This window comes from Streptomyces sp. AC558_RSS880, from assembly GCF_019049255.1.
In the GTDB taxonomy this organism is placed as follows: domain Bacteria; phylum Actinomycetota; class Actinomycetes; order Streptomycetales; family Streptomycetaceae; genus Streptomyces.
The window spans coordinates 143296-161424 of the sequence record NZ_JAGMUJ010000134.1; the positions used below are offsets into that span (position 1 = coordinate 143296).

Sequence of the window (18129 nt, forward strand, 5' to 3'; positions counted from 1 at the left end):
GCCGGGAGAAGGCACCGTGTGTGCGAGCATGTGGACCATGCCCCGACCGAGGAACCAGGTGGAACGGCGTGCCCAGCTGATCGACGCGGCCTCGCGGGCAGTCATCAGCACGGGGGCGACCGCCCTCAAGCTGCGGGACGTGGCCGCGGAAGCGCAAGTCACTCCGGCCTCCGTGCTCTATTACTACTCCGACCTGCAGGAACTCTTCTCAGCGGTCTTCGAGCACGCTGCCGCGACCTACTTCGGCACCCGCAAGGAGGCGATCGCGGCGGCCGAGGGGCCGGTGGAACAGCTGCGGGCGTGCATCCGCAGCGGGGTGCCGTGGCCGGGAGCGGGCGAGCGGAGCACCCGGCTGCTGTTCGAACTCTTCCCCGTCGCCCTGCGCAACGAGGCGGTCGGCCGGGCGCACCGGGTCTTCGTCGACCAGCAGACCGACCTGTACCGCCAGGTCCTCGCACACGGTGAGGACGACGGACACTTCACGCTCACCGCAGCCCCCCGCGCACTGGGCCGGTCCTTCGTCGCCCTGGAGGACGGCTATGCCATGGACCTGCTGATCGGCACCGCGACAGCGTCCGAGATCGAAACACGGCTCCTGGCCCACGCCCGCACGGTCACCGGCAACCCCGCCTTCACCTGACCCGCAGCCGCTCGCCCCCACGACTGAGGGGTCACGTGTTTCCGGGGAACTCGGCCGTCAGAGCCGCATGAGGAGACACCATGAGCAGCCCTCACGACAACGATGTGCTCAGCAATGCCGGTGTGCGGGGCGACGACGCGGTCCCCGGCGCCAAGGACCGGTCCGCAGGGCGTGAGCAACCATGACCGTCTCGATCACTCAGCGGGACGCTGACGCGCTCGGGGGAAGTGACAGCATCCTGATGCGCCAGCGCCGGGATCACGCTCGGCTCGACACGATGATCAGCCGCTGCCGGGCCGAAGACGTCGGGGACGACGAGCTGGACGACCTCTGGCAGGACATCGTCCAGTTGGTGTTCAGTCACGCCTTCGCCGAGGAGACCGTTCTGTGGCCGATCCTTCGACGTGTGGCCCCGGGCGGCGAAGATCTCACCCGCCGGGTCGAGGAAGAGCACCAGGCGATCAACGAGCTGATCGCACGGGTCGAGCGATCCCCGGGCGATCCCCGGCGCGCCACATGGATCCAGCAGGCGTTCGCCCTCATCCGCCAGGACATCCGCGACGAGGAGGACGAACTGCTGCCCCACCTGCGGGACGCCCTCGACGACCGTACGCTGCGGCGCATCGGCGCCGCGTGGGAAGCCGTACGGGCGACCGCTCCGACCCGCCCTCATCCCGGCGTTCCCCGGCGCCCGCCGGGCAACGCCCTGCGAGGAGTCCCCCTCGGCGTCTTCGACCGCCTGCGCGACCTCGCGCCGGGCACCGGCCCCCTCGCGCGCCGCGTTTCCCTGACGATCACCGGCGCGGTTGTCGCCGTGGGTGCCGTCGTTCTGCTGGTCCGCTCCGCACGTCGTCGGACACGCGCTTGAGGGTGAAGCAGGCGTCCGCGGGCCCTGGAGAACCCGAAGGGACTCCGGGCGCACGTTCCGCAGGGCTGCCGAAATGCCGGTCGTCGTCCCTGCTCACACCCGGAGCGACGGCCCCGGCTCACCCGTCCGGGGCGGCACCGACCGCCCGTCGCGCTCGCCCGCGCCGCGTCCGTGGCGGGAGCCGGCGTACGCGGCCTCGCGCAGACGGCTCAGGCGTCGGGTGGGGCGCAGGCCGGGCAGGCTGTGGGCGTAGGGGTCGTAGGAGATCGTGGTGGTGGCGGAGGCGGCGTGCACCTCTTCGAGGGACAGCGCGGCGAAGGTACGCCAGGGTTCGTCGGACGCTGCCGCGCGCAGGTCGAAGCGGACGGGCCGGCGAGCCAGCTCCTGCCACAGTGTCGGCAGGGTGGCTTCCGGCGGGCCGCTCGGGTCCGGGACGGGAAAGGCCGCCAGTACGCGCTCGCGATCACCCACCCGGTAGGAGAGCAGGGTGGAGTACGGTCCGCTCAGGGCGTCGGGCCGCGGGAGGGGCAGATGGCGGCCGAACCGGCCGACGCCGCTCGACGTGAACAGCAGGTCGAGCTCGTCGCCCGGGTCATCGGCGTCCTCGACCCGGAGGGCCAGTCCCAGGGCGTCCGGCAGGCGTCGGGGCAGGCCGAGCGCGCGGGACCAGCGCACGGTCGCCGCATAGGAGCGTGGCCGGTCCAGCCACGGCACGCCCCACTCCGCGCCGGTGCGGCCGCTTACGTCCAGGGTGCCCGAGCACAGCACTCCGTGGGGATGCAGGGCCGGTGCCGCACGCAACCGGGCCAGCCGGTCGGCGGCGCGATGGGTGGCCGCGTCGAGCATCACGGGGGCGTCTCAGTACTCGGGGCGGATGACCGCGCGCACGCAGCCGTCGGTCTTGTGCTTGAACATGTCGTACGCCGTGGGGGCCTGGTCGAGTGAGAGGGTGTGGGTCGCCAGGTGGGCCGTCTCGATCTCGCCGGCGGCGAGCCGCTCCAGGAGCATGGGGATGTAGCGCTGCCCGTGCATCTGGGCGCCGCGTACGGTGAGCCCCTTGTTGATGACGGCGCCGAGCGGAAACTTGTCGACGGCGCCCGCGAACACTCCCAGGATGAACACCGTGCCGGCTTTGCGGCATGCGTGGATGGCCTGGCGTACGGCGGTCGGCCGGTCGGTCTGCAGCCGGAGCTGCTGCTTGGCCTGGTCGTAGAGGTGCATCGGGCCGTCGCTGTGTGCTTCCATGCCGACGGCTTCGATGCATACGTCGGGGCCCCGCCCACCGGTGCGTTCGCGCAGTTCGGCGGCGACGTCCGTGGTGGTGTAGTCGAGGGTCTCCGAGCCGACGTACCGCTCGGTCATCGCCAGCCGCTCGGGGATGCGGTCGATGGAGACGACCCGCTCCGCGCCGAGCAGGATCGCCGCCCTCGCGGCCATCTGCCCGACGGCCCCGCAACCCCAGACCGCCACCACGTCACCGGGTTTGACACCGGCGAGGTCGGCGCCCATCCATCCGGTGGGCACGGAGTCCGAGACGAACAGGGCGCTGGTGTCGTCGATGCCTTCGGGGACGGGGAAGGCGCCGTAGTCGGCGAAGGGGACACGCACGTATTCGGCGTGGCTGCCGCGCAGGCCGCCCATGGCGTGCGAGTAGCCGAAGATGCCGGCGCTCTCGTAGCCGAACAGCGCCTGGCCGATGCCGGGGTTGGTGTTGGTGTTGTCGCACAGGGACCACAGGTCGTTCGCGCAGTACCAGCACCGCCCGCAGCCGACGAACGAGCAGACGACGACCCGGTCGCCCACCTTGTGCCGGCGCACACCGGAGCCGGTCTCCACGACCTCCCCGACGAACTCGTGGCCGATCACGTCCCCGGCGCGCATCGCCGGGATGTAGCCGCCGATGAGATGCAGGTCGGAACCGCAGGTCGTGCCCGCGATCAGCCGCACGATGACGTCCTGGTCGTTGCGCAGTTCCGGGTCCGGGACCTGCTCGACGGACAGTTTGTTCACGCCTTCCCAGCACAGGGCCTTCACAGCACTCCCTCCCCGCCGGACCGGCGGCCGAGCAGTCCCACCAGCCTGCCGCCCGGTGTGTCCCGGGTCGTCGGTGGTGCGTCCGGGCGCAGTACCTCCCCGGCTTCCAGAACGGCCTTGGCCTCGCGCAGGGCGAGCCGGATCTCCTGCCGTGGATCCTGCCCGGCCAGACGCGCGGGTGCGGAGGTCGACCAGGCGGGCGTCGGCTCCTTGGGCCGGACGGCCAGCTCCGTGCCGCGGTCGCCCGGTGCCGGACGTATCCGTACGTCGATCCCGTCCGCGAGGCGCTGCAGGGCATCGGGCAGCTTCCCGTCCTGCCGCACATCCTCCGTCGGGCGGTTGACCGTCACCGTGAGCCATCGGTCGCCCGCCCCGTCGTCGCCGTGCCGCGCCGCCCCGGCCTTCCGCGCCGCCGCGACGCCGGCAGCGACGACCGGAACCATCCACAACGCCTTCTTCATGGGCTGCCTCCCGATCGAACCGGCCGTGACAGTCGTGCGTCGGGTTTCCGCGGCCGTCGAAGCGAAACGGCGACACTCCAGGGCACCGGAATTCACCTGCCGAAGTGAGGGCGGAAGGGGAGGGTACCCGGGGCCGCATGGTGAAGAGCGCACTGTGGCAGGGGTTGGTCGCCGGTACGGCCGGGGTCCTGGTGATGACTCTGGGAGAGAAGGCGGAGCAACGGCTCACCGGTCGTCCCGACTCCCATGTGCCCGCACGTACCCTGGAACGTCTGAGCGGCCTGCCAAAGCGCCCGGGCCGTCAGTCCCTGTCGGCCAACCTGGCCATGCACGTGGGGCAGGGCGCCCTCCTCGGCGTCCTGAGGTCGGTGATGTCGCACGCCGGGCTGCGCGGAGGGTGGCCGTCGGCGCAGTTCGCCGTCGTACGCCTCACCAGCGACCAGATCCTGGAGAACGCCACCGGCGTCGGCGCCCCGCCATCCACCTGGCCCCGCGGCGAACTCGTGATCGACCTGGTGCACAAGACGGTGTACGCCTTCGCCACGGGAGCCGTCGCCGACGCCCTGGCCGCCCGTACGGGCCCCGGCCCGGGGCAGCGCCACGCCGCGGTGCGTCCCGGCCGCCACGCGGACGTGGGACCCTTGCCCCGTGGTCGGGCCCTGGGACGGTGAACGCCGCACGAGGACATCAGCGGGTCACGAGGTGAGGCCCGTCTGCCCGGCGCTTCCGGTCGGCGTTCCTCGCCCGGCGCCGGCCGGTGGCCGTGTACCACTGGACGGCGAGAACCAGCGCCAGCACGACTTCGACCGCGTCACCGCCGTAGTACATGACCTGTGCCCCGAGTCGCAGGTCGTGTGTCGCGAAGGAGGTGCCCGGCGGACCGGTGGCATGGACGCTCTTGGCAAGGACGGCGTGGGCCGTCCCCGCCACAAGCAGCGTCGCCGCCCGCAGCGGCAGGCTCCACCGCCGGCGTACGGGATCGAGCTGGCAGACGGCCGCGGAGAAGAACAGGCCCGCGAGCAGCATGTGCAGTTCGAGGGCCGCGCTCAGGGCGGGGCGGTGATGCGCCGCGGACAGCAGCTCGGTGCGGTACAGCACCCACAGCCCGCCCATGTCGACGGCCGCGGCCATCGGAGGACACAGCAACCACGCGGCGAAGGGAGAGTGCGCCACGCGCAACAGCCCTCGGCGGAGCGGGCCCGGCGGCAGCACGCGCAGGGCGAGGGTGAGCGGGCGCGCGACGACGAGCAGGACAGGGCCGGCCATGGCCACGAGCAGGTGCCGCGCCGAGTGGGCGGTGAGCGGCCCGCCCGGCAGCCGCCCGCACAGTCCCCAGATCAGAGCCGCGCCCCCGGCGACGAAGGCGCAGTCCCGTCGCCACGGCCAGGCGTCGCCGCGGCGCCTGAGCCCGGCGGCGGACGTGGCATACGCGACACAGGCCAGGACGCACGCGAGGACGGCCAGGGGAACGACGGCCGGAAGCGGACGGTCCGTCACGGTGACCGTCGCTCTTGTCGCACGGCTCGGGCGACGACCCCCAGACCGACCAGGAGCAGGGCGAGGCCCGTCAGGTTCCACGCCCAGTCGTACGGGGTGACGTCCACGCCGTAACGGATCTGGTGCAGGCGCAGCAGTTTGTGGTCGACGACGCCGTCGAAGACCTGAAAGGCGCCGAGGCCGAGGAAGATCCCGCCCCAGGCGTGTGCGGGGGACAGTGCGTGACGGCGCCGCAGGTCCGCGAAGAGGAAGAAACCGGCAACCAGCGCCAGCAGCTCCGCGGTGTGCAGCAGACCGTCGGACACCAGACCCGCACCGGAGGTGGAACGGTCGTAGAAGTGATGCCAGTGCAGGATCTGGTGGAAGACGATCTCGTCCACGGCCGCCATCACAGCCGCACCGATCACCGCGCACACCAGCAGCGACCGCCGGGGCCCGGGCCGTCCCGTGTCGCCTCTGTCCGCCCGGTGGTCACGGGTCCTCACGGTGTGCGTCCGCCTTTCCGAAGGAGATCGTCTGCCGCTCTCCGTCTGCCCGCGGAGCGTGAGCCCGGGTCGGCCGGTGTCGTGGACGACGTCCGGCCGACCCGGGCTCATCGGGACATCAGTCTTTCCCCATGGCTTTGCGGACGGTGTCCTTCGTGCGGTCCATCAGGGCGGCGACCGGTCCGAGGGCCACGTTGGCCGCACCGGATTCGACTCCTGGGTGGGGACGGGTGGGCGCCATGGCCTCCGCGGCCTTGATGGCCTTGGCCATGGCGGCCAGGTTGGTCGCACCGGCATTGCGGCGGATGTGGGTGAACTCGTAGCGCTCCTCCGCCCGGGCGTGCATCTGCACGTCTGTGCGCAGCCGCATCAGCTGCGGGAGGAACTCCGGGTCGTCGGTGTCCATCTCGTCGAGGGCGGCGAGGGTTTCCTTGGCCTCGCGTTCCTCGGTGAGCCGGTCCTCGACGACCTGCTCGCCGCCTGGCACCGCCCGCCGTACGAAGGGGTGGACGACCTCCTCCTCGGCGGTCTCGTGGACGGCGAGCAGGCGTACCAGGCGCCGGAAGGCGTCGCGCCGCTCATCGCCGGTGGTGGCCTCGACCTCGTCGAAGAGATTGCGGATGTCGCCGTGCTGACGCATCAGCAGGGCGACCACGTCATCGTCCCGGGCACGATCGTCGCCGGCGTGCGGGGTGTGCAGGTCGGACATTCAGGTCTCCCCTACTTCTCGCGCAGGGCGGGGTCGGGGTGCTCGCCCTCGGTCTGGACGCGGTACTCACGGCCGAACATCTCGTCGTGCTCGGTCATGACCCGGTCGCTCGGCGGCGCCTCCCCGCCGTGGACGGCCTCCTGCATCCGTTCGAACCGCTCGTGCGCCTCGCGCACGTAGCCGGCGCCCAGCGTGGTCAGGTCCATCTGGGTGTCCAGCAGCTCGCGCACGTACTGCTTGTTCGGCTCGAAGGTGAGCACGTTCGGCAGCTCGGGCGCGAGGACCTCCTGCGGCTCACGGCCGTCGTGCCGGCGCATCAGGTCGCAGGCGGCGTGCAGGTGCTCCAGCTCCATGTTCAGGTGCAGCTCCCAGATCGCCTTCACCTTCGGGTCGCTCTCCTGCTCCATGAAGGAGTGGTACAGGTAGCACTCGTTGTACTCGTGGTTGACCAGCTGCTCCCACCACGTCTCACCGGGGTCCACGAGGGACTCGTAGTGGGTGACGTGCTCCTCCTCGATCAGCCCGATCTCCTGGTAGAGCTGGCGGGCGATCGGCTCCATGTAGGTGGGGCCGGTGTTCATGTAGAAGTTCATCGTCTGCTGCTCCGCCGACATGATCGTCAGTGCGTGCAGCTTCGACAACGGGTCCGTCCGGTCCTTCTCGTACGGGTCGCGGACGTTGTCGACCGGATCACGGTGGTGGAACCGCGTGGGGCGGCCCGGCATGACCTCGTTCAGGTTGTCGACGATCGACTCCGCCTTGCGGTGCTCGATCATCTCGTACAGGTTCGCGTACCGGTACAGGTGGTCGAAGTCCTCCAGCACACCGAACTGGTACGCCTGCTTCAGGTACGGGTCCGGCTCCATCCGCGCCACCCACGCCGTCAGGTCGACCGCGACCTGCTCGTAGGCGATCGTCGTCTCCAGCACCGAGGAGACACCCGGGAGCAGCCAGTTGACCGCCTTCTGCTGCTGCGCCTCGATGTACCGCACCCGGGCCAGCTGCCGCTTGATCTCCGGGTCCGCCGTGTGCCGGGCGAGCTGGTGGCTGAACAGGATGGCCTCCACCTCGATCCCGTTCATCGTGATGATCCGGCACCGGGTGTACGGATCACACCGGTCCGGGTCGATCGGCTCCACGTTCAGCTCACGCCAGCTGCGCAGCTGCCGGTCCAGCGGGATGCCCCGCTGCTCCAATGGATTGAACGTCATGGGGAGTGCCTCCTGCGGGCGTGGGTTGCGGGGCGCGCGCCGCGTCGCCGAGGTACCCCGGTGCAGGCAACGAGCACGGATCCGCTCACCAGTCTGTTCATCACAGGTGCTTTTGAGCCACCGCTCACGCGTGCAGGCCTCGTTGTTCCCCTGAACGGGCCAACGAGAGGGGAGGTCCGCGCTCGCCGGTGAAGCGTGCCGGCGTCTCGACGGAAACCCTCGAAACCCCCTGTTCCTCCTTCGAGAGGAACCACCGGTCACCACAGAGGGAAGCTCACGGCCACACGGGTGCCTCGAACGGGGACCGGGTACGTCACCCTGTTCGTCCTTGCCGCCGAGGTCACCGGAGCGGACGCGTCCGTGGCGGAGCCGTTGCCGCGGGCGTCAGTGGCGCACCGGGTGCGTGGGCACGCTGGAGAAGGCGCGGGTTCCGGCCCGTGCCACGCGCCTTCCCGCTCCTGTACACCACAGGGCTCGCGTCCGCGCCGGGATCACTCGCCGGTCGTCCTGTTCACCAGCGCGTTGTACGCCAGCTGCAGCGCGTCCGCGCCGGCCAGCGCGGTGAGCGCCCCCATGGTGGTGCGGGTCGCACGCGGCCAGAGCAACTGTCCGGCCGTGAGGGTCGAGGCCACCCAGACGCTCATGCAGAACGGGCAGGTCACCAGCTCGCCGACCGTGGCGTCGCCGTCGTCGGACCGAGCCTCCTCGTGCAGTTCGGCCGGCCCCTGCGGGCCGACGAACGTGGTGAAGGGGGCCCTCAGCGGACTGGTCACCGACGCCTTGCTCAGCAGCCGGCTCAGCCGGAACGTCGCCACAGCGGTCAGGGCCACGTCCCAGGGCACGGGCCGGTCCGGCAGGGGACGCCCACGCATCCTCACCACCGTCGCCCAACCGGCTGTGTACGCCCCGAAAGCCGCCATGGCCGCCAGATAGCCGCGCAGCGGGCGCTCGTCCCCCGCCGCGTAGGCGTGTTCGGTGCGTCGCAGCAGTTCCCTGAGACGTGGTGCGAAACGGCGGTCAGCTGCTGTGCCCATGACCTCTGCTCCGTCCTGTCCTCGTCACCGGCTCGTCCGTTTCGCCGCCGTCCACCGTCTCCTGCCCCTCCCGGCGCAGGCTGACCTCGACATGCCCGGCGACGACGCGGCTGTCGAAGGCGGGCTGGGGCGCCGTGGCGGGGCCGCGGACGTTCCAGCCGTCCGAGAGCCGGAAGACACTGCCGTGCCAGGGGCACCGGACACACCCGTCGGCGACCGTGCCCTCGGACAGCGGTCCCGCCAGATGACTGCACCGCTCGGCCAGCACGTGGATCGCTCCACCGATCTCGCGCACCACCAGGACCGGCACATCGTCCACGGTGCGCCGTACGGGACGGCCGACGGGGAACTCGTCCACCGTGCCGATCCGGTGCCAGCCCCGCCCGACGATGTGCGGCACCTCCTCGGCGTGGTTGGCACCGGAAGCCTGCCGATACGCCATGTGGCCGCCGAGCACGCCCCCCAGACCGACCGCGGTCAGACCGAGGAAGCCGCACGCGCGGCCTGCCCCGGCCCGCCCGGAGAGGCGAAGGAGGAGTGAGGCGCCGTACAGACCCACGGCCGTCGTGTTGGCCACCGCGTGCACCAGCCCCACCCGCTTCTGCTGACGGTGGAGTTCCGCCCAGTCGACCGCGCCCGCCAGGGCTGCGGGGCCGGCCGCCGCCAGCCCGACGCCCACCAGGAGGCCGGCCTCCCGGGACCGGCCGGGCCGCAGGTCGAGTACCGCGGCGGACATCCAGGTGCCGATCGGCACCTGCACCATCAAGGGGTGCACCGGATGGCCGAGCCATCTTCCGTGCAGCACGTCCCGTGCGCGGCCGAGCGGCAGCGCCCGCACTCCTCTGCCGAGCACGTCGATCACCGCGTCCGTCCTGGGCTCGCGCTCCAGGGCGTCCAGCAGCCACAGCACTCGGTTCTGCCGCATACGGCGGCGACCCGGCTTCTTGTTCATGAGCGCAGGGTCCCCCGAGGGCCGGGGGGCAAACAGCGGCTCCGGCGGCCCTGCCGGCCCGCGGCGTGCGAGGGCTCCGCGTCCGCCGTCCGGTCGCCGGACGCAAGGCGGAGGCAGCCGACGCCGGCCGGGGGTTCCGCCGCTCAGCTCCGCTGGGGTTGTCCACGCCCTGCCGGGCGGCGGTCTTCCGCAGGTCGATCTCGATCCAGGGCTTGCCGCCCGGAGCGTTCCGGCCCGGGACCTTCTGGCAGAAGATCTCGTCGACCACGCGTTGCTCGAGGCTCTCGCCCTGCGCGGTGATGGTCATGACGCTGTCGCCCTCTGCCGGATCGAGGACGCCCTTACCGTCCGACGTGACCGTTTCGCCCCCGCGGCGAGATCTCCTCGACGACCACCGCTCGTCCATGGAACGACGGCGAACCGGCGGCCCTCGTGCCCCTCGGAGAAGCGTGAGAACGCCCCTTTTCAAGGGGGTTGGGGATGCAGGGCTTGATTCGGACGAGTCGCGCCGACGGCACGGAACGGCGCTGTCCCGCCAACAGGGCATCAGCATGAGACACCCAAAGCCGACCGCACACGAATCAGTTAGGAAATGTGATCCGGGGACACACGTACGGCGAACCGACAGCAAGGAGAGTCTGTGATGGGCATCATCGCGTGGATATTCATCGGCCTGCTCGCCGGAGCCATTGCCAAGGCGCTCATGCCGGGCAAGGACCCGGGCGGAATCATCATCACCATGCTCATCGGTATTGCCGGAGGGCTCCTCGGGGGATTCCTCGGCAAGGTGATCTTCGGGGTCGACTCGATCGACGGCTTCTTCGACCTGTCCACCTGGATCGCGGCCGTCGTCGGATCCGTCATTCTGCTGGCGCTGTACCGGCTGTTCACCGGTCGCGGACACGGGCGCGGCCATCGCCGCGGCCACGCCCACGCGTAACGGCCCGGCGGTCGACGCGACCTGGCGCAGGACAAACCGACCATGTCCACGTGGGTGCCCCCGTCTTCGGACGGGGGCACCCACGTGCGACAGGGCGTGATCCGGCGGACGCCTTCGCCGCCGACGCCGCCCTCGCCGCGCGGTTCGGTGGCCTCAGGCGCGCTGGACCCAACTCCGGTCCAGGCGGTCGGCCAGGCCGGCAGCGGTGAAGGCGGCCTCCAGGTCGTCGCGGCCCTCGGTGAAGTGGGCCCAGCTGTCGTGGTGGACGGGGACGACGCTGCGGGCGCCGAGGATCCGGGTGGCTTCCGCCGCCTGGGCGCTGTCGAGGACGATCAGCCCGCCGTCGAAGAGCATGGGGAAGCGAGGGGCTCCGGCGAAGAGGATCGCGGTGTCCAACGGGGCGAAACGCCCGGCGATTTCCCTGACCGCGTCGAGCGAGGCGTTGTCGCCGCTGACGTAGACCGTGGGCAGGCCGTCTCCGGTGAGCACGAAGCCGACGACCTGGCCGGTGATCGGCTCGATCTCTTCGCGTGGGCCCGGGCCGTGGACGGCGGGGACACCGGTGACGGTGACCGTGCCTCCGTCGGGCCGGTCCAGGTCGATCGACTCCCAGTCGGCCAGGCCTCTGGCCGTGCCTCCCAGCCGCTGTCCGCCGCCGGGGGTGGTGAGGGTGAGCGGGACGTCGGCGAGCATGGCGCGTCCGGACGTGTCGAGGTTGTCGGCATGTTCGTCGTGCGAGAGCAGGACCACGTCGACGGGGCCGAGTTCGGCGGGGGTGGCGCGGGAGGCGGTGGTCTTGGTCAGGGTCGGGCCCGGGGAGGCGTAGTCGCCGGGCCCGTCGAAGGTCGGGTCCGTCAGGAAGCGCAGGCCGCCGTACTCGAAGAGGGCGGTGGGACCGCCCAGCGTGCGGACCTGGATCTGCTCGGCGTCGTGCTGGGACATGCGGACCACTCCTGGCTAGTCACGGATGAGAGTCTCTTTTTCCATGACTCACGATAGGAAGGCATCACGGAAAAACGCAAGCGTTACCATGAGAACGTGGAAGAGATCGTGTTCGCCGACGTCACCCCCATCGCGCTGCCCCCGGCTCCGGGCGCCGACCGGTACCGCTCGCTCGACTTCGCCGACACCGTCGCGACCCTCCCAGCCGGCCAGAGTTACGACCTGCTCGCCGCCCCCGAATCCGCCATGCGCTGGCTCGCCGCCCACGACCTGACCGCTCCGGACGTCAGGCTGTACGAAGTGTGCGCGCGGCGGATGCGCACGCTGCGCGGTCATGTGCGGGCCCTGTTCGGAGCCCGCGTCGAGGGCACCGCCCCGCCCGAGCAGTCCCTGCGGGCCGTCAACGAGGCACTCACCGCTGTGCCCACCGCTCCCCTGCTCGCCTGGGACGGACCGCGGGGACCACGCCGCGTCCAGGCGCACCCCACCGACCAGGCCGTCGGCCACGCGCTGGCGACCCTCGCCGCCGACGCCGCCGACCTCCTCACCGGCCGGGACGCCGACCTGCTCGCAGCCTGCGGCTCCACACCCTGCGACCGCTTCCTCGTACGCACTCACGGTCGGCGCCACTGGTGCTCCACCCGCTGCGGCGACCGCGCCCGCGCCGCCCGCGCCCGGCGGACCTCGGAGTGACCGGCAACGCCCGCACCCACCGTCACCGCGAACACGAGGCCGAGCACGTCCCGGCCTTCGCCTCCTACCGGGTGAGGGGCGAGTTCCTGGACGAGGTGCTGCTCGGGCTCCTCGTCCAGGACCGGAAACCGGAGCCGAAGGACGGGGCCGGCCCACGTGACGGCGCGGGAGCCGGGTTCACCGGGTGGCGGCCATGGCGGCGACCGCCGCGCCGGTACGGCATGTCCGGGCCGTCGCCCATGACGTGACCGGGCGGCCGTGCACGACCGCCCGGGTCTTCGACGTGAGGCTTCACAGCCGCCGGACGCGCAGCACGCCGGTCAGCATCGGGAGGGTGAACTCGCCGCGGGCGGTCTCCGGTCTGTTCGCGAGGAAGGCGCGGATCCGGTCCAGCGTGGCCTCTCGTTCATGTTCCGGCATGACCAGCACCCCCGCGCGCGTCGCGAGGGTCGCGACGAGGGAGTCGGCGGTACGGCGCTGCCCGTGCGGGAACTCGGCCTGCTCCGGCGAGCCGAACAGGGCGGCGGCGCCGTTCCCCGGAAGGTGTGCGTCGGCCGTCTCGGCACGCCAGCCGGTGGGCGTGTCACGCGGGCCGACGGCCGCGCTCCCGCTGACCCGCGCGAGCCCGGCAACCCACTCGGCCCGGTCGTCCATGACGTTCCACAGACCGGCCAGGATGCCGCTGGGCGCGAGGACCCTGGCGATCTCGGGGCCGGCGACGGTCATGTCGAACCAGTGCATGGCGTTGCCGGCCAGCACGGCATCGACGGACGCGTCCGGAAGCGGTATCGCCTCGGCGCTGCCCCGCAGGGCACGGACAGCAGGCAGCGAGCGGCGCAGCTCGGCGAGCATCGCCGGGTCGGGCTCGACCGCGACGACTCGGGCGCCCGGTGCGAGCAGCGTGGCGGTCAGCTTTCCGGTTCCGGCGCCGAGGTCGAGCACGCGCGGGCCGGGCGCGGGTTCGAGCGCCCAGCGCACCGCAGCCCGCGCGTAATCCGGACGGTGCTCGGCGTACTCGACCGCCGCCGGCCCGAACGACGAGGCGTGCAGCAGCCGTTCCTCCTGGTCCACACCGTTACGCTAGCAGTGCCCGCGAGGACGAACCGATCCGCCGCCCCTGCGGATCAGTCCCCCGCCGAGCCGGGAGACTCCCGAGGGGAGAGCGGGTGACCGTCCACGGCCGCGGTGGCGGCATCACGGTGGCCGTACCTCATGGAAATCGTGTCGGGTTTGACCGTCACCACCGCTTGAGGCCGTGGGTCGCGGGACACGAGCTCGATGCGCGGCCAGCGCTGGAGGATCGCCGCCAGGATGATCTGCAGCTCGGCCCACGCGAAGTTCTCGCCGATGCATTTGCGGCGGCCGTCGCCGAAGGCGAGGAAGGAGCCGCGGGCGGCCGGAGGACGACGTGGGGCCCAGCGGTCGGGGTCGAAGACGTCCGGGGCGGGAAAGCGGGACGGATCGTGCTGGTGGAGGTACGGACTCCAGACCACGTCGGCTCCTTCGGGGATCCGGTGGCCTCCGAGCTCCACGTCGCGGGTGGCGGTGCGGGTGACCATCCAGGCCGGCCCGTACTTGCGGATGGCTTCCTGCAGCACCTGACGGGCGTACGGAAGCTTTTCGAGGTCCGTGTAGTGCAGTGGGCGGTTGCCGCAGGCGTCCGCCAGTTCGGTGCGCAGGCGCTGCTCGACGTCAGGGTGCCGGCTGATCTCGTAGAGGGTCCACGCCAGGGTCGTGCCGGTGGTCTCGATGGCGCCGGTCAGCAGGGTGATGGCCTCGTCCTGCAGGTGCCGGCGCGTCAAGGGCCGGTCCGCGGTGAGGAGTGCGGCGAACAGACCGCCCTGGGCCGATGGTGCGTGCGGGCACGCCGGGCCGGTGTCCGCGTCGTGGGGCGGCGCGCTCGGCAGGGACGTGCGGTGGTGGTCGATGGCCTGGTCGACGAGATCGCGGAGTTGCGCGACGCGTGCGGCGTGCGCGCGGTTGGCGGGCAGCGGCAGACGGGTGGCCCAGGGCGGCAGGACGGTCTGCCGGATGGTGCCTTTCATGATGGCCGGCATCAGGGCGGTGAACTCGGTCCGCGGGTGCTCGGGCAGGTCGGTGCCGAAGAGGGCGACGAGGAACGCGGCCAGGGTGAGGTCGTTCATGTCGCCGAAGACGTCGCGCCTCTCGTTCTCCCGCCATGCCCCGACCATCGACCGGACCCGGTCGATCATGGCGCTGCCGCGTGTGGCGATGTGCGCCTTGTTGAACATGGGCTGCATGAGGCGCCGGTTGCGCAGGTGCGTGTCGCCGTCGGCGACGGTGGCCAGGCCGTCGCCGAAGAAGACGCGTAACGCGTCGATGATCTTTCCGCCCTTGGCGTAGTGGGCGGCCTCGGTGACCAGGACCCTGCGGGTCAGGTCGGGATCGGTGACGACGTAGGCGGCGGTCGGTCCGATGCGTATGCGTACGACGCTGCCGTGCCGGCGAAGCGACGTGATGAAGGGCAGGGGGTCACGTGCGAGGCGGTGAGCATGGCCCAGCAGGGGCAGGGCTCCGGGCGCGGTCCGTGTGGGGACGGTTATGACGGGTGGGGCGGTCACAGCCGTGGTGCTCCTCGTGTGAGTCCGTCGGGGCGGCCGATGTCTGCCCAGGACCGCGGTGCGGGATGCGGCGGCTCCATGCCGTGTGCGTCACATCCCGCCCGCTCACCGGCTTCGGGGAACGGGCACGCGTCCCGCAGCCCGGCACCGGCGATCCGGTCAGGTCCGCCCCGGCGGTGGGCGGCGCCGGTCCTGAGCAGCGGCTCGGCGCGTTCGTCCGGCACGGTGACCGTGCGGTCATGGCCGGGGGTGTCCGACCGGACCGGCTGCGGGAAGCGGCGGAACGACTCGTCCGGGAGCGTCGTGCGCGGCCGGGCCGTGTCCTCCGGGCCGGTGGCACCGGACAGACCCACGGAAACCTACCGGATCGGGTCCACGTCGGTGTGCAGCATGTCGTGGTCCGAGTACGGGGTGGGTTCCACGCGGTGCTCGAGCGGGGTGATGCCTCGCAGGAAGACGTAGTCGAACTTGCTGCGCCAGTCGGTGGTCGGTTCGCAGGTGCCGGCGTACGAGGGACGGCACCGGGGATCCGTGTCCTCGGCCAGTGCCCAGATCGGGGTCAGTTCGGGAGCGTCCGGCACGGCGTTGAAGTCTCCGAGAACGATTGCGCGGTCGTGCCGGGCGACGACCGCGGCGAGTACGCCGGTCTGGTCCGCCCGTACCGCTTCCTGACGCCGTTCGGCGAGGTGCGTGTTGAAGACCCGTACGGACCGGCCGCCCACCACGGTGGTGACTGCCATGTACCCACGGTCTTCGGATCCTCCGTCGGGGTATTCCACGTTGACCCGGTCCGTCATCGGTGCCGCCGAGAGGATCGCCTGGCCGTAGGCTCCCGGACTCCACGGCGCTCCCCCGCAACGGCCCCAGTTCCGTAGAACCGTCCCGTACTCGACGTGGTAGACCAGTCCGTAGAGGCGCCGCAGATAGTCCCGGATCCTCTCGACGTCCCGCACGCACGCTTCCTGCAGGCCGATGACCTGGGGCGCGTACGTGGCGATCTCCGCTGCCCGGTCGACGTTGCTCGTCTCGCAGGGGTTGCAGATGTTCCACGTCATGACCCGGTTCGGTACGACGTCCTCGACGGCACCGACGGGCAGTGGCCTGGCGAAGGGGACTCCGCTCGGTGCGCTGGGACCGAGGAGCACCACGCAGGCCATGATCACGGCGCCCGTGAGCAACCGCGCGCCCCTTCCGAGCACTGTCGCCTCCTCACTGTGCGGACACCTGGCATCCGGTGCTTCCCCGCACGAGCTTATGGGACGGTGTTGTCGGCAACGCGTGAGTGTCCGGCCGGCGGGACCGTCCACCCTGTCCCCGGGAGCGGGAACGACGCGACCCGGCACGTGGCCGACAATTGCGCCATGGATGTCATCGAGCTGCTCGAATCGGCTTCGCTCCTGGTCCCGGAGGAGGTCGCCACTGAAAACGACCTCACGGTGGGGGACGTCTGGGACCACCTCGCCCACGACGAGTGGCAGATCGCGCTGAACCTGCTGGAGGAGCTCGGGGACGGACATCCGCTGCCCTTGACGTTCTGGGAGCGGCTTGCCGGGGCGGCCGAGCAGCTTCACCTCGAGCGGAGCGCGGCCTGGTGCCACTGGCGGTGCTCCGAGATCCGGAACGGGGTGATCCGGGCCGATCTGACGCTTCGTCCGGTTGCCGAGTCACGGCGCAGGACGCCGATCTCCGGTCATGGTGAGCTGCGGCCCATGTGGGACATCGGGAACCTCTCACCCACCGGTGGTGTCACGGTGAGCATCGCCCGGCTCTGGGTCGAGGACATGCCCTTCCTGGAACCCGGCGGCCGGGCCGCTGTTCGTCTCGTTCCCCTCACCCCCTCGCACTGGAGGCACGTCGAAGCCGGCCGGCGGATCAGCATGCACGAGGACCGGACGGTGGCCGGCACGGCAGTCGTGACGGAGGTTCACCTCCCCCTCTGAATCCTCTGGATCCTCAGCCGGTGTGGAGGATCCGAAAGCGATCGGGGTTCGCCGGATCCCGGTCGACGACCTGGACCGGCGGCCAGGCCCATTGCCGGACGCTGATGCCCGGCGGGCGGGAGAACCGGATCCGCCCGCGGGTGCCTTCGACCGCGACGCACGGCCAGGGTTCGGCCGTGCGCGCCCGTCCCCCGCCGTGAGAACGCAGTACGTCGGCGAGGACGACGACCGTGTCGTAGCCCTCGAAGGCGACGAAGGAGGGTGCTTCGGCCAGCCGCTCGCGCAGCACCGCCTCGACCCGTGCGCCGAGCGGACCGAGGCACTCGGGCAGGTAGCGCAGGAACGGGACCGCGGCGCCCTCGTCGCCCAGCAGCGTCGCCCATCGGGTGAACTCCGGTTGCCCGGCCGGAGCACCGATCATGACCTCGGCGAGGCGCCGGTCCCGGCGGACGGACCTGACGATCGACACGGCCGGTTCCGGGTGGCCGACCAGAAGAAGGAGGGCTGTCGCGCGGTGGTCGACGAGTGCGTCGCACACGGCCGTGGGGGCGAGCGCACTCATGTCGAGTTCGATCACGGTGCCGCCGCGTGGCGCGAGGTGGTCCCGCAGGATGCGGGACCCGGATGCCCAGTAGACACTCGGCTCGGCGGCCACGACGATGCGGCTGTGGCCCGCGCCGAGGAGGAAGTCCGCGTAGATCCGCCAGCCGTGGGACTGTGCCGGGGCGAGGCGCGCGACCCATGGCGTCGGCTGTTCGGTGAGCGCGTCGAGCACCGCCGACGAGCAGAGGAACGGCAGGCCGAGGGCGTCGGCCCGGGCGGCGACGGCGCGGGCGACGACGCTGTGGTACTCCCCCGCCAAGGCGGCCACGCCCAGGCGGGCCAGTTCGTCCACGGCCGCCGCGGCCCGGTGCGGATCGGCCGCGGTGTCCCGGACCACCAGCTCGAGTGGTCTTCCGGCGATCCCGCCGCCGTCATTGACGTCGCGAACGGCCAGCTCGAGTCCGGCGAGCAGGTGCCGGCCCGCCTCGGCCCAGCCGGGCCGGGTCAGCGGTACGAGAGCGCCGATCCGGACAGCCCGTTCGGCTTCGGGCGGCGGTGCTGATGGCGCGTTCATGCGTCGGCGTCTCCTGTGGGGCGG

The 18129-nt window shown here is 71.5% G+C and carries 22 protein-coding genes; 7 read left to right on the forward strand and 15 right to left on the reverse strand.

Going from position 1 to position 18129, the window contains the following annotated elements; translation table 11 throughout:
• The first annotated feature begins 37 nt into the window (after nucleotides 1–37).
• Nucleotides 38–640, forward strand: a complete 603-nt coding sequence (locus tag KUM38_RS32740) for a TetR/AcrR family transcriptional regulator (protein WP_254398101.1) — start codon at nucleotides 38–40, stop codon at nucleotides 638–640.
• 181 nt (nucleotides 641–821) lie between these two features.
• Entirely contained in the window at nucleotides 822–1508 is a 687-nt protein-coding gene (locus tag KUM38_RS32745; protein ID WP_217134872.1) for a hemerythrin domain-containing protein, read from the forward strand.
• A gap of 93 nt (nucleotides 1509–1601) precedes the next feature.
• Here KUM38_RS32745 and KUM38_RS32750 read toward each other — a convergent pair whose 3' ends face one another.
• From KUM38_RS32750 to KUM38_RS32760, 3 genes are read right to left on the reverse strand one after another with little or no spacing between them, the layout of a single operon-like run.
• Nucleotides 1602–2354 (reverse strand): phosphodiesterase, encoded by a 753-nt coding sequence (locus tag KUM38_RS32750; RefSeq protein ID WP_254398118.1) that lies wholly within the window; start codon nucleotides 2352–2354, stop codon nucleotides 1602–1604.
• 12 nt (nucleotides 2355–2366) lie between these two features.
• Entirely contained in the window at nucleotides 2367–3518 is a 1152-nt protein-coding gene (locus tag KUM38_RS32755; RefSeq protein ID WP_308409112.1) for a zinc-dependent alcohol dehydrogenase, read from the reverse strand.
• Between the two features lie 20 nt (nucleotides 3519–3538).
• A complete protein-coding gene (locus KUM38_RS32760; RefSeq protein WP_217134879.1) occupies nucleotides 3539–4003 on the reverse strand; it encodes a hypothetical protein in 465 nt (154 codons plus the stop codon).
• A 137-nt stretch (nucleotides 4004–4140) separates the two neighbouring features.
• Here KUM38_RS32760 and KUM38_RS32765 point away from each other — a divergent pair, with 137 nt between their 5' ends.
• Nucleotides 4141–4674 carry a hypothetical protein gene (locus KUM38_RS32765; RefSeq protein ID WP_217134881.1) on the forward strand — a complete coding sequence of 178 codons (534 nt, stop codon included), beginning with the start codon at nucleotides 4141–4143 and terminating at the stop codon, nucleotides 4672–4674.
• Between the two features lie 16 nt (nucleotides 4675–4690).
• Here the strand turns inward: KUM38_RS32765 and KUM38_RS32770 are convergent, their stop codons facing one another.
• From KUM38_RS32770 to KUM38_RS32795, 6 genes are all read right to left on the reverse strand, one after another.
• Complete coding sequence (locus KUM38_RS32770) at nucleotides 4691–5500, reverse strand: cytochrome c oxidase assembly protein (protein ID WP_217134884.1); 810 nt, start codon at nucleotides 5498–5500, stop codon at nucleotides 4691–4693.
• Nucleotides 5497–5889: a DUF2243 domain-containing protein gene (locus KUM38_RS32775; RefSeq protein ID WP_254398121.1), complete on the reverse strand. Its 393-nt coding sequence runs from the start codon at nucleotides 5887–5889 to the stop codon at nucleotides 5497–5499. The genes KUM38_RS32770 and KUM38_RS32775 overlap by 4 nt, the downstream gene beginning before the upstream one ends.
• Nucleotides 5890–6103: 214 nt before the next feature.
• Entirely contained in the window at nucleotides 6104–6694 is a 591-nt protein-coding gene (locus KUM38_RS32780; protein ID WP_217134888.1) for a hemerythrin domain-containing protein, read from the reverse strand.
• A gap of 11 nt (nucleotides 6695–6705) precedes the next feature.
• On the reverse strand, nucleotides 6706–7905 hold the full coding sequence (locus KUM38_RS32785; RefSeq protein ID WP_217134890.1) for a hypothetical protein: 1200 nt from the start codon (nucleotides 7903–7905) through the stop codon (nucleotides 6706–6708).
• Nucleotides 7906–8396: 491 nt separating this feature from the next.
• Complete coding sequence (locus tag KUM38_RS32790) at nucleotides 8397–8939, reverse strand: DUF1360 domain-containing protein (RefSeq protein WP_217134891.1); 543 nt, start codon at nucleotides 8937–8939, stop codon at nucleotides 8397–8399.
• A complete protein-coding gene (locus KUM38_RS32795; RefSeq protein WP_254398102.1) occupies nucleotides 8923–9891 on the reverse strand; it encodes a Rieske (2Fe-2S) protein in 969 nt (322 codons plus the stop codon). The genes KUM38_RS32790 and KUM38_RS32795 overlap by 17 nt, the downstream gene beginning before the upstream one ends.
• A 643-nt stretch (nucleotides 9892–10534) precedes the next feature.
• On the opposite strand from KUM38_RS32795, the gene KUM38_RS32800 reads away from it, so the two are divergent.
• Complete coding sequence (locus KUM38_RS32800) at nucleotides 10535–10831, forward strand: GlsB/YeaQ/YmgE family stress response membrane protein (protein ID WP_217134892.1); 297 nt, start codon at nucleotides 10535–10537, stop codon at nucleotides 10829–10831.
• 153 nt (nucleotides 10832–10984) lie between these two features.
• On the opposite strand, the gene KUM38_RS32805 is transcribed toward KUM38_RS32800, so the two are convergent.
• Nucleotides 10985–11773 (reverse strand): MBL fold metallo-hydrolase, encoded by a 789-nt coding sequence (locus KUM38_RS32805; RefSeq protein ID WP_217134893.1) that lies wholly within the window; start codon nucleotides 11771–11773, stop codon nucleotides 10985–10987.
• Between the two features lie 96 nt (nucleotides 11774–11869).
• Between KUM38_RS32805 and KUM38_RS32810 the strand changes: the two genes are divergently transcribed.
• Together KUM38_RS32810 and KUM38_RS32815 are read left to right on the forward strand one after the other, a co-directional pair.
• Nucleotides 11870–12466, forward strand: coding sequence for an ABATE domain-containing protein (locus KUM38_RS32810; RefSeq protein WP_308409114.1), 597 nt, complete (start codon nucleotides 11870–11872; stop codon nucleotides 12464–12466).
• Complete coding sequence (locus KUM38_RS32815) at nucleotides 12463–12714, forward strand: hypothetical protein (RefSeq protein ID WP_217134894.1); 252 nt, start codon at nucleotides 12463–12465, stop codon at nucleotides 12712–12714. Before KUM38_RS32810 ends, KUM38_RS32815 begins: the two co-directional genes overlap by 4 nt.
• A 43-nt stretch (nucleotides 12715–12757) precedes the next feature.
• Here KUM38_RS32815 and KUM38_RS32820 read toward each other — a convergent pair whose 3' ends face one another.
• The 4 genes from KUM38_RS32820 to KUM38_RS32835 are packed head-to-tail and all read right to left on the reverse strand — an operon-like array spanning nucleotide 12758 to nucleotide 16205.
• On the reverse strand, nucleotides 12758–13537 hold the full coding sequence (locus KUM38_RS32820; RefSeq protein WP_217134897.1) for a class I SAM-dependent methyltransferase: 780 nt from the start codon (nucleotides 13535–13537) through the stop codon (nucleotides 12758–12760).
• A 53-nt stretch (nucleotides 13538–13590) separates the two neighbouring features.
• A complete protein-coding gene (locus KUM38_RS32825) occupies nucleotides 13591–15048 on the reverse strand; it encodes a cytochrome P450 (RefSeq protein ID WP_217134899.1) in 1458 nt (485 codons plus the stop codon).
• Nucleotides 15045–15401 (reverse strand): hypothetical protein, encoded by a 357-nt coding sequence (locus KUM38_RS32830; protein ID WP_217134901.1) that lies wholly within the window; start codon nucleotides 15399–15401, stop codon nucleotides 15045–15047. The genes KUM38_RS32825 and KUM38_RS32830 overlap by 4 nt, the downstream gene beginning before the upstream one ends.
• 6 nt (nucleotides 15402–15407) lie before the next feature.
• Nucleotides 15408–16205, reverse strand: coding sequence for an endonuclease/exonuclease/phosphatase family protein (locus KUM38_RS32835; RefSeq protein WP_217134934.1), 798 nt, complete (start codon nucleotides 16203–16205; stop codon nucleotides 15408–15410).
• Between the two features lie 204 nt (nucleotides 16206–16409).
• Between KUM38_RS32835 and KUM38_RS32840 the strand changes: the two genes are divergently transcribed.
• Entirely contained in the window at nucleotides 16410–16988 is a 579-nt protein-coding gene (locus tag KUM38_RS32840; RefSeq protein WP_217134903.1) for a hypothetical protein, read from the forward strand.
• A 13-nt stretch (nucleotides 16989–17001) separates the two neighbouring features.
• On the opposite strand, the gene KUM38_RS32845 is transcribed toward KUM38_RS32840, so the two are convergent.
• Nucleotides 17002–18105 (reverse strand): ABC transporter substrate-binding protein, encoded by a 1104-nt coding sequence (locus KUM38_RS32845; RefSeq protein ID WP_217134905.1) that lies wholly within the window; start codon nucleotides 18103–18105, stop codon nucleotides 17002–17004.
• Between the last annotated feature and the right edge of the window lie 24 nt (nucleotides 18106–18129).

Excerpts from the sequence above, each read along its gene's own strand:
- KUM38_RS32785 (WP_217134890.1), bottom strand. The coding sequence starts at position 7,905 with ATGACGTTCAATCCATTGGAGCAGCGGGGCATCCCGCTGGACCGGCAG.
- KUM38_RS32840 (WP_217134903.1), top strand. The coding sequence starts at position 16,410 with ATGGATGTCATCGAGCTGCTCGAATCGGCTTCGCTCCTGGTCCCGGAG.
- KUM38_RS32765 (WP_217134881.1), top strand. The coding sequence starts at position 4,141 with ATGGTGAAGAGCGCACTGTGGCAGGGGTTGGTCGCCGGTACGGCCGGG.
- KUM38_RS32760 (WP_217134879.1), bottom strand. The coding sequence starts at position 4,003 with ATGAAGAAGGCGTTGTGGATGGTTCCGGTCGTCGCTGCCGGCGTCGCG.
- KUM38_RS32795 (WP_254398102.1), bottom strand. The coding sequence starts at position 9,891 with ATGAACAAGAAGCCGGGTCGCCGCCGTATGCGGCAGAACCGAGTGCTG.
- KUM38_RS32750 (WP_254398118.1), bottom strand. The coding sequence starts at position 2,354 with ATGCTCGACGCGGCCACCCATCGCGCCGCCGACCGGCTGGCCCGGTTG.
- KUM38_RS32740 (WP_254398101.1), top strand. The coding sequence starts at position 38 with ATGCCCCGACCGAGGAACCAGGTGGAACGGCGTGCCCAGCTGATCGAC.
- KUM38_RS32790 (WP_217134891.1), bottom strand. The coding sequence starts at position 8,939 with ATGGGCACAGCAGCTGACCGCCGTTTCGCACCACGTCTCAGGGAACTG.
- KUM38_RS32780 (WP_217134888.1), bottom strand. The coding sequence starts at position 6,694 with ATGTCCGACCTGCACACCCCGCACGCCGGCGACGATCGTGCCCGGGAC.
- KUM38_RS32775 (WP_254398121.1), bottom strand. The coding sequence starts at position 5,889 with ATGGCGGCCGTGGACGAGATCGTCTTCCACCAGATCCTGCACTGGCAT.
- KUM38_RS32835 (WP_217134934.1), bottom strand. The coding sequence starts at position 16,205 with ATGGCCTGCGTGGTGCTCCTCGGTCCCAGCGCACCGAGCGGAGTCCCC.
- KUM38_RS32805 (WP_217134893.1), bottom strand. The coding sequence starts at position 11,773 with ATGTCCCAGCACGACGCCGAGCAGATCCAGGTCCGCACGCTGGGCGGT.
- KUM38_RS32800 (WP_217134892.1), top strand. The coding sequence starts at position 10,535 with ATGGGCATCATCGCGTGGATATTCATCGGCCTGCTCGCCGGAGCCATT.
- KUM38_RS32845 (WP_217134905.1), bottom strand. The coding sequence starts at position 18,105 with ATGAACGCGCCATCAGCACCGCCGCCCGAAGCCGAACGGGCTGTCCGG.
- KUM38_RS32745 (WP_217134872.1), top strand. The coding sequence starts at position 822 with ATGACCGTCTCGATCACTCAGCGGGACGCTGACGCGCTCGGGGGAAGT.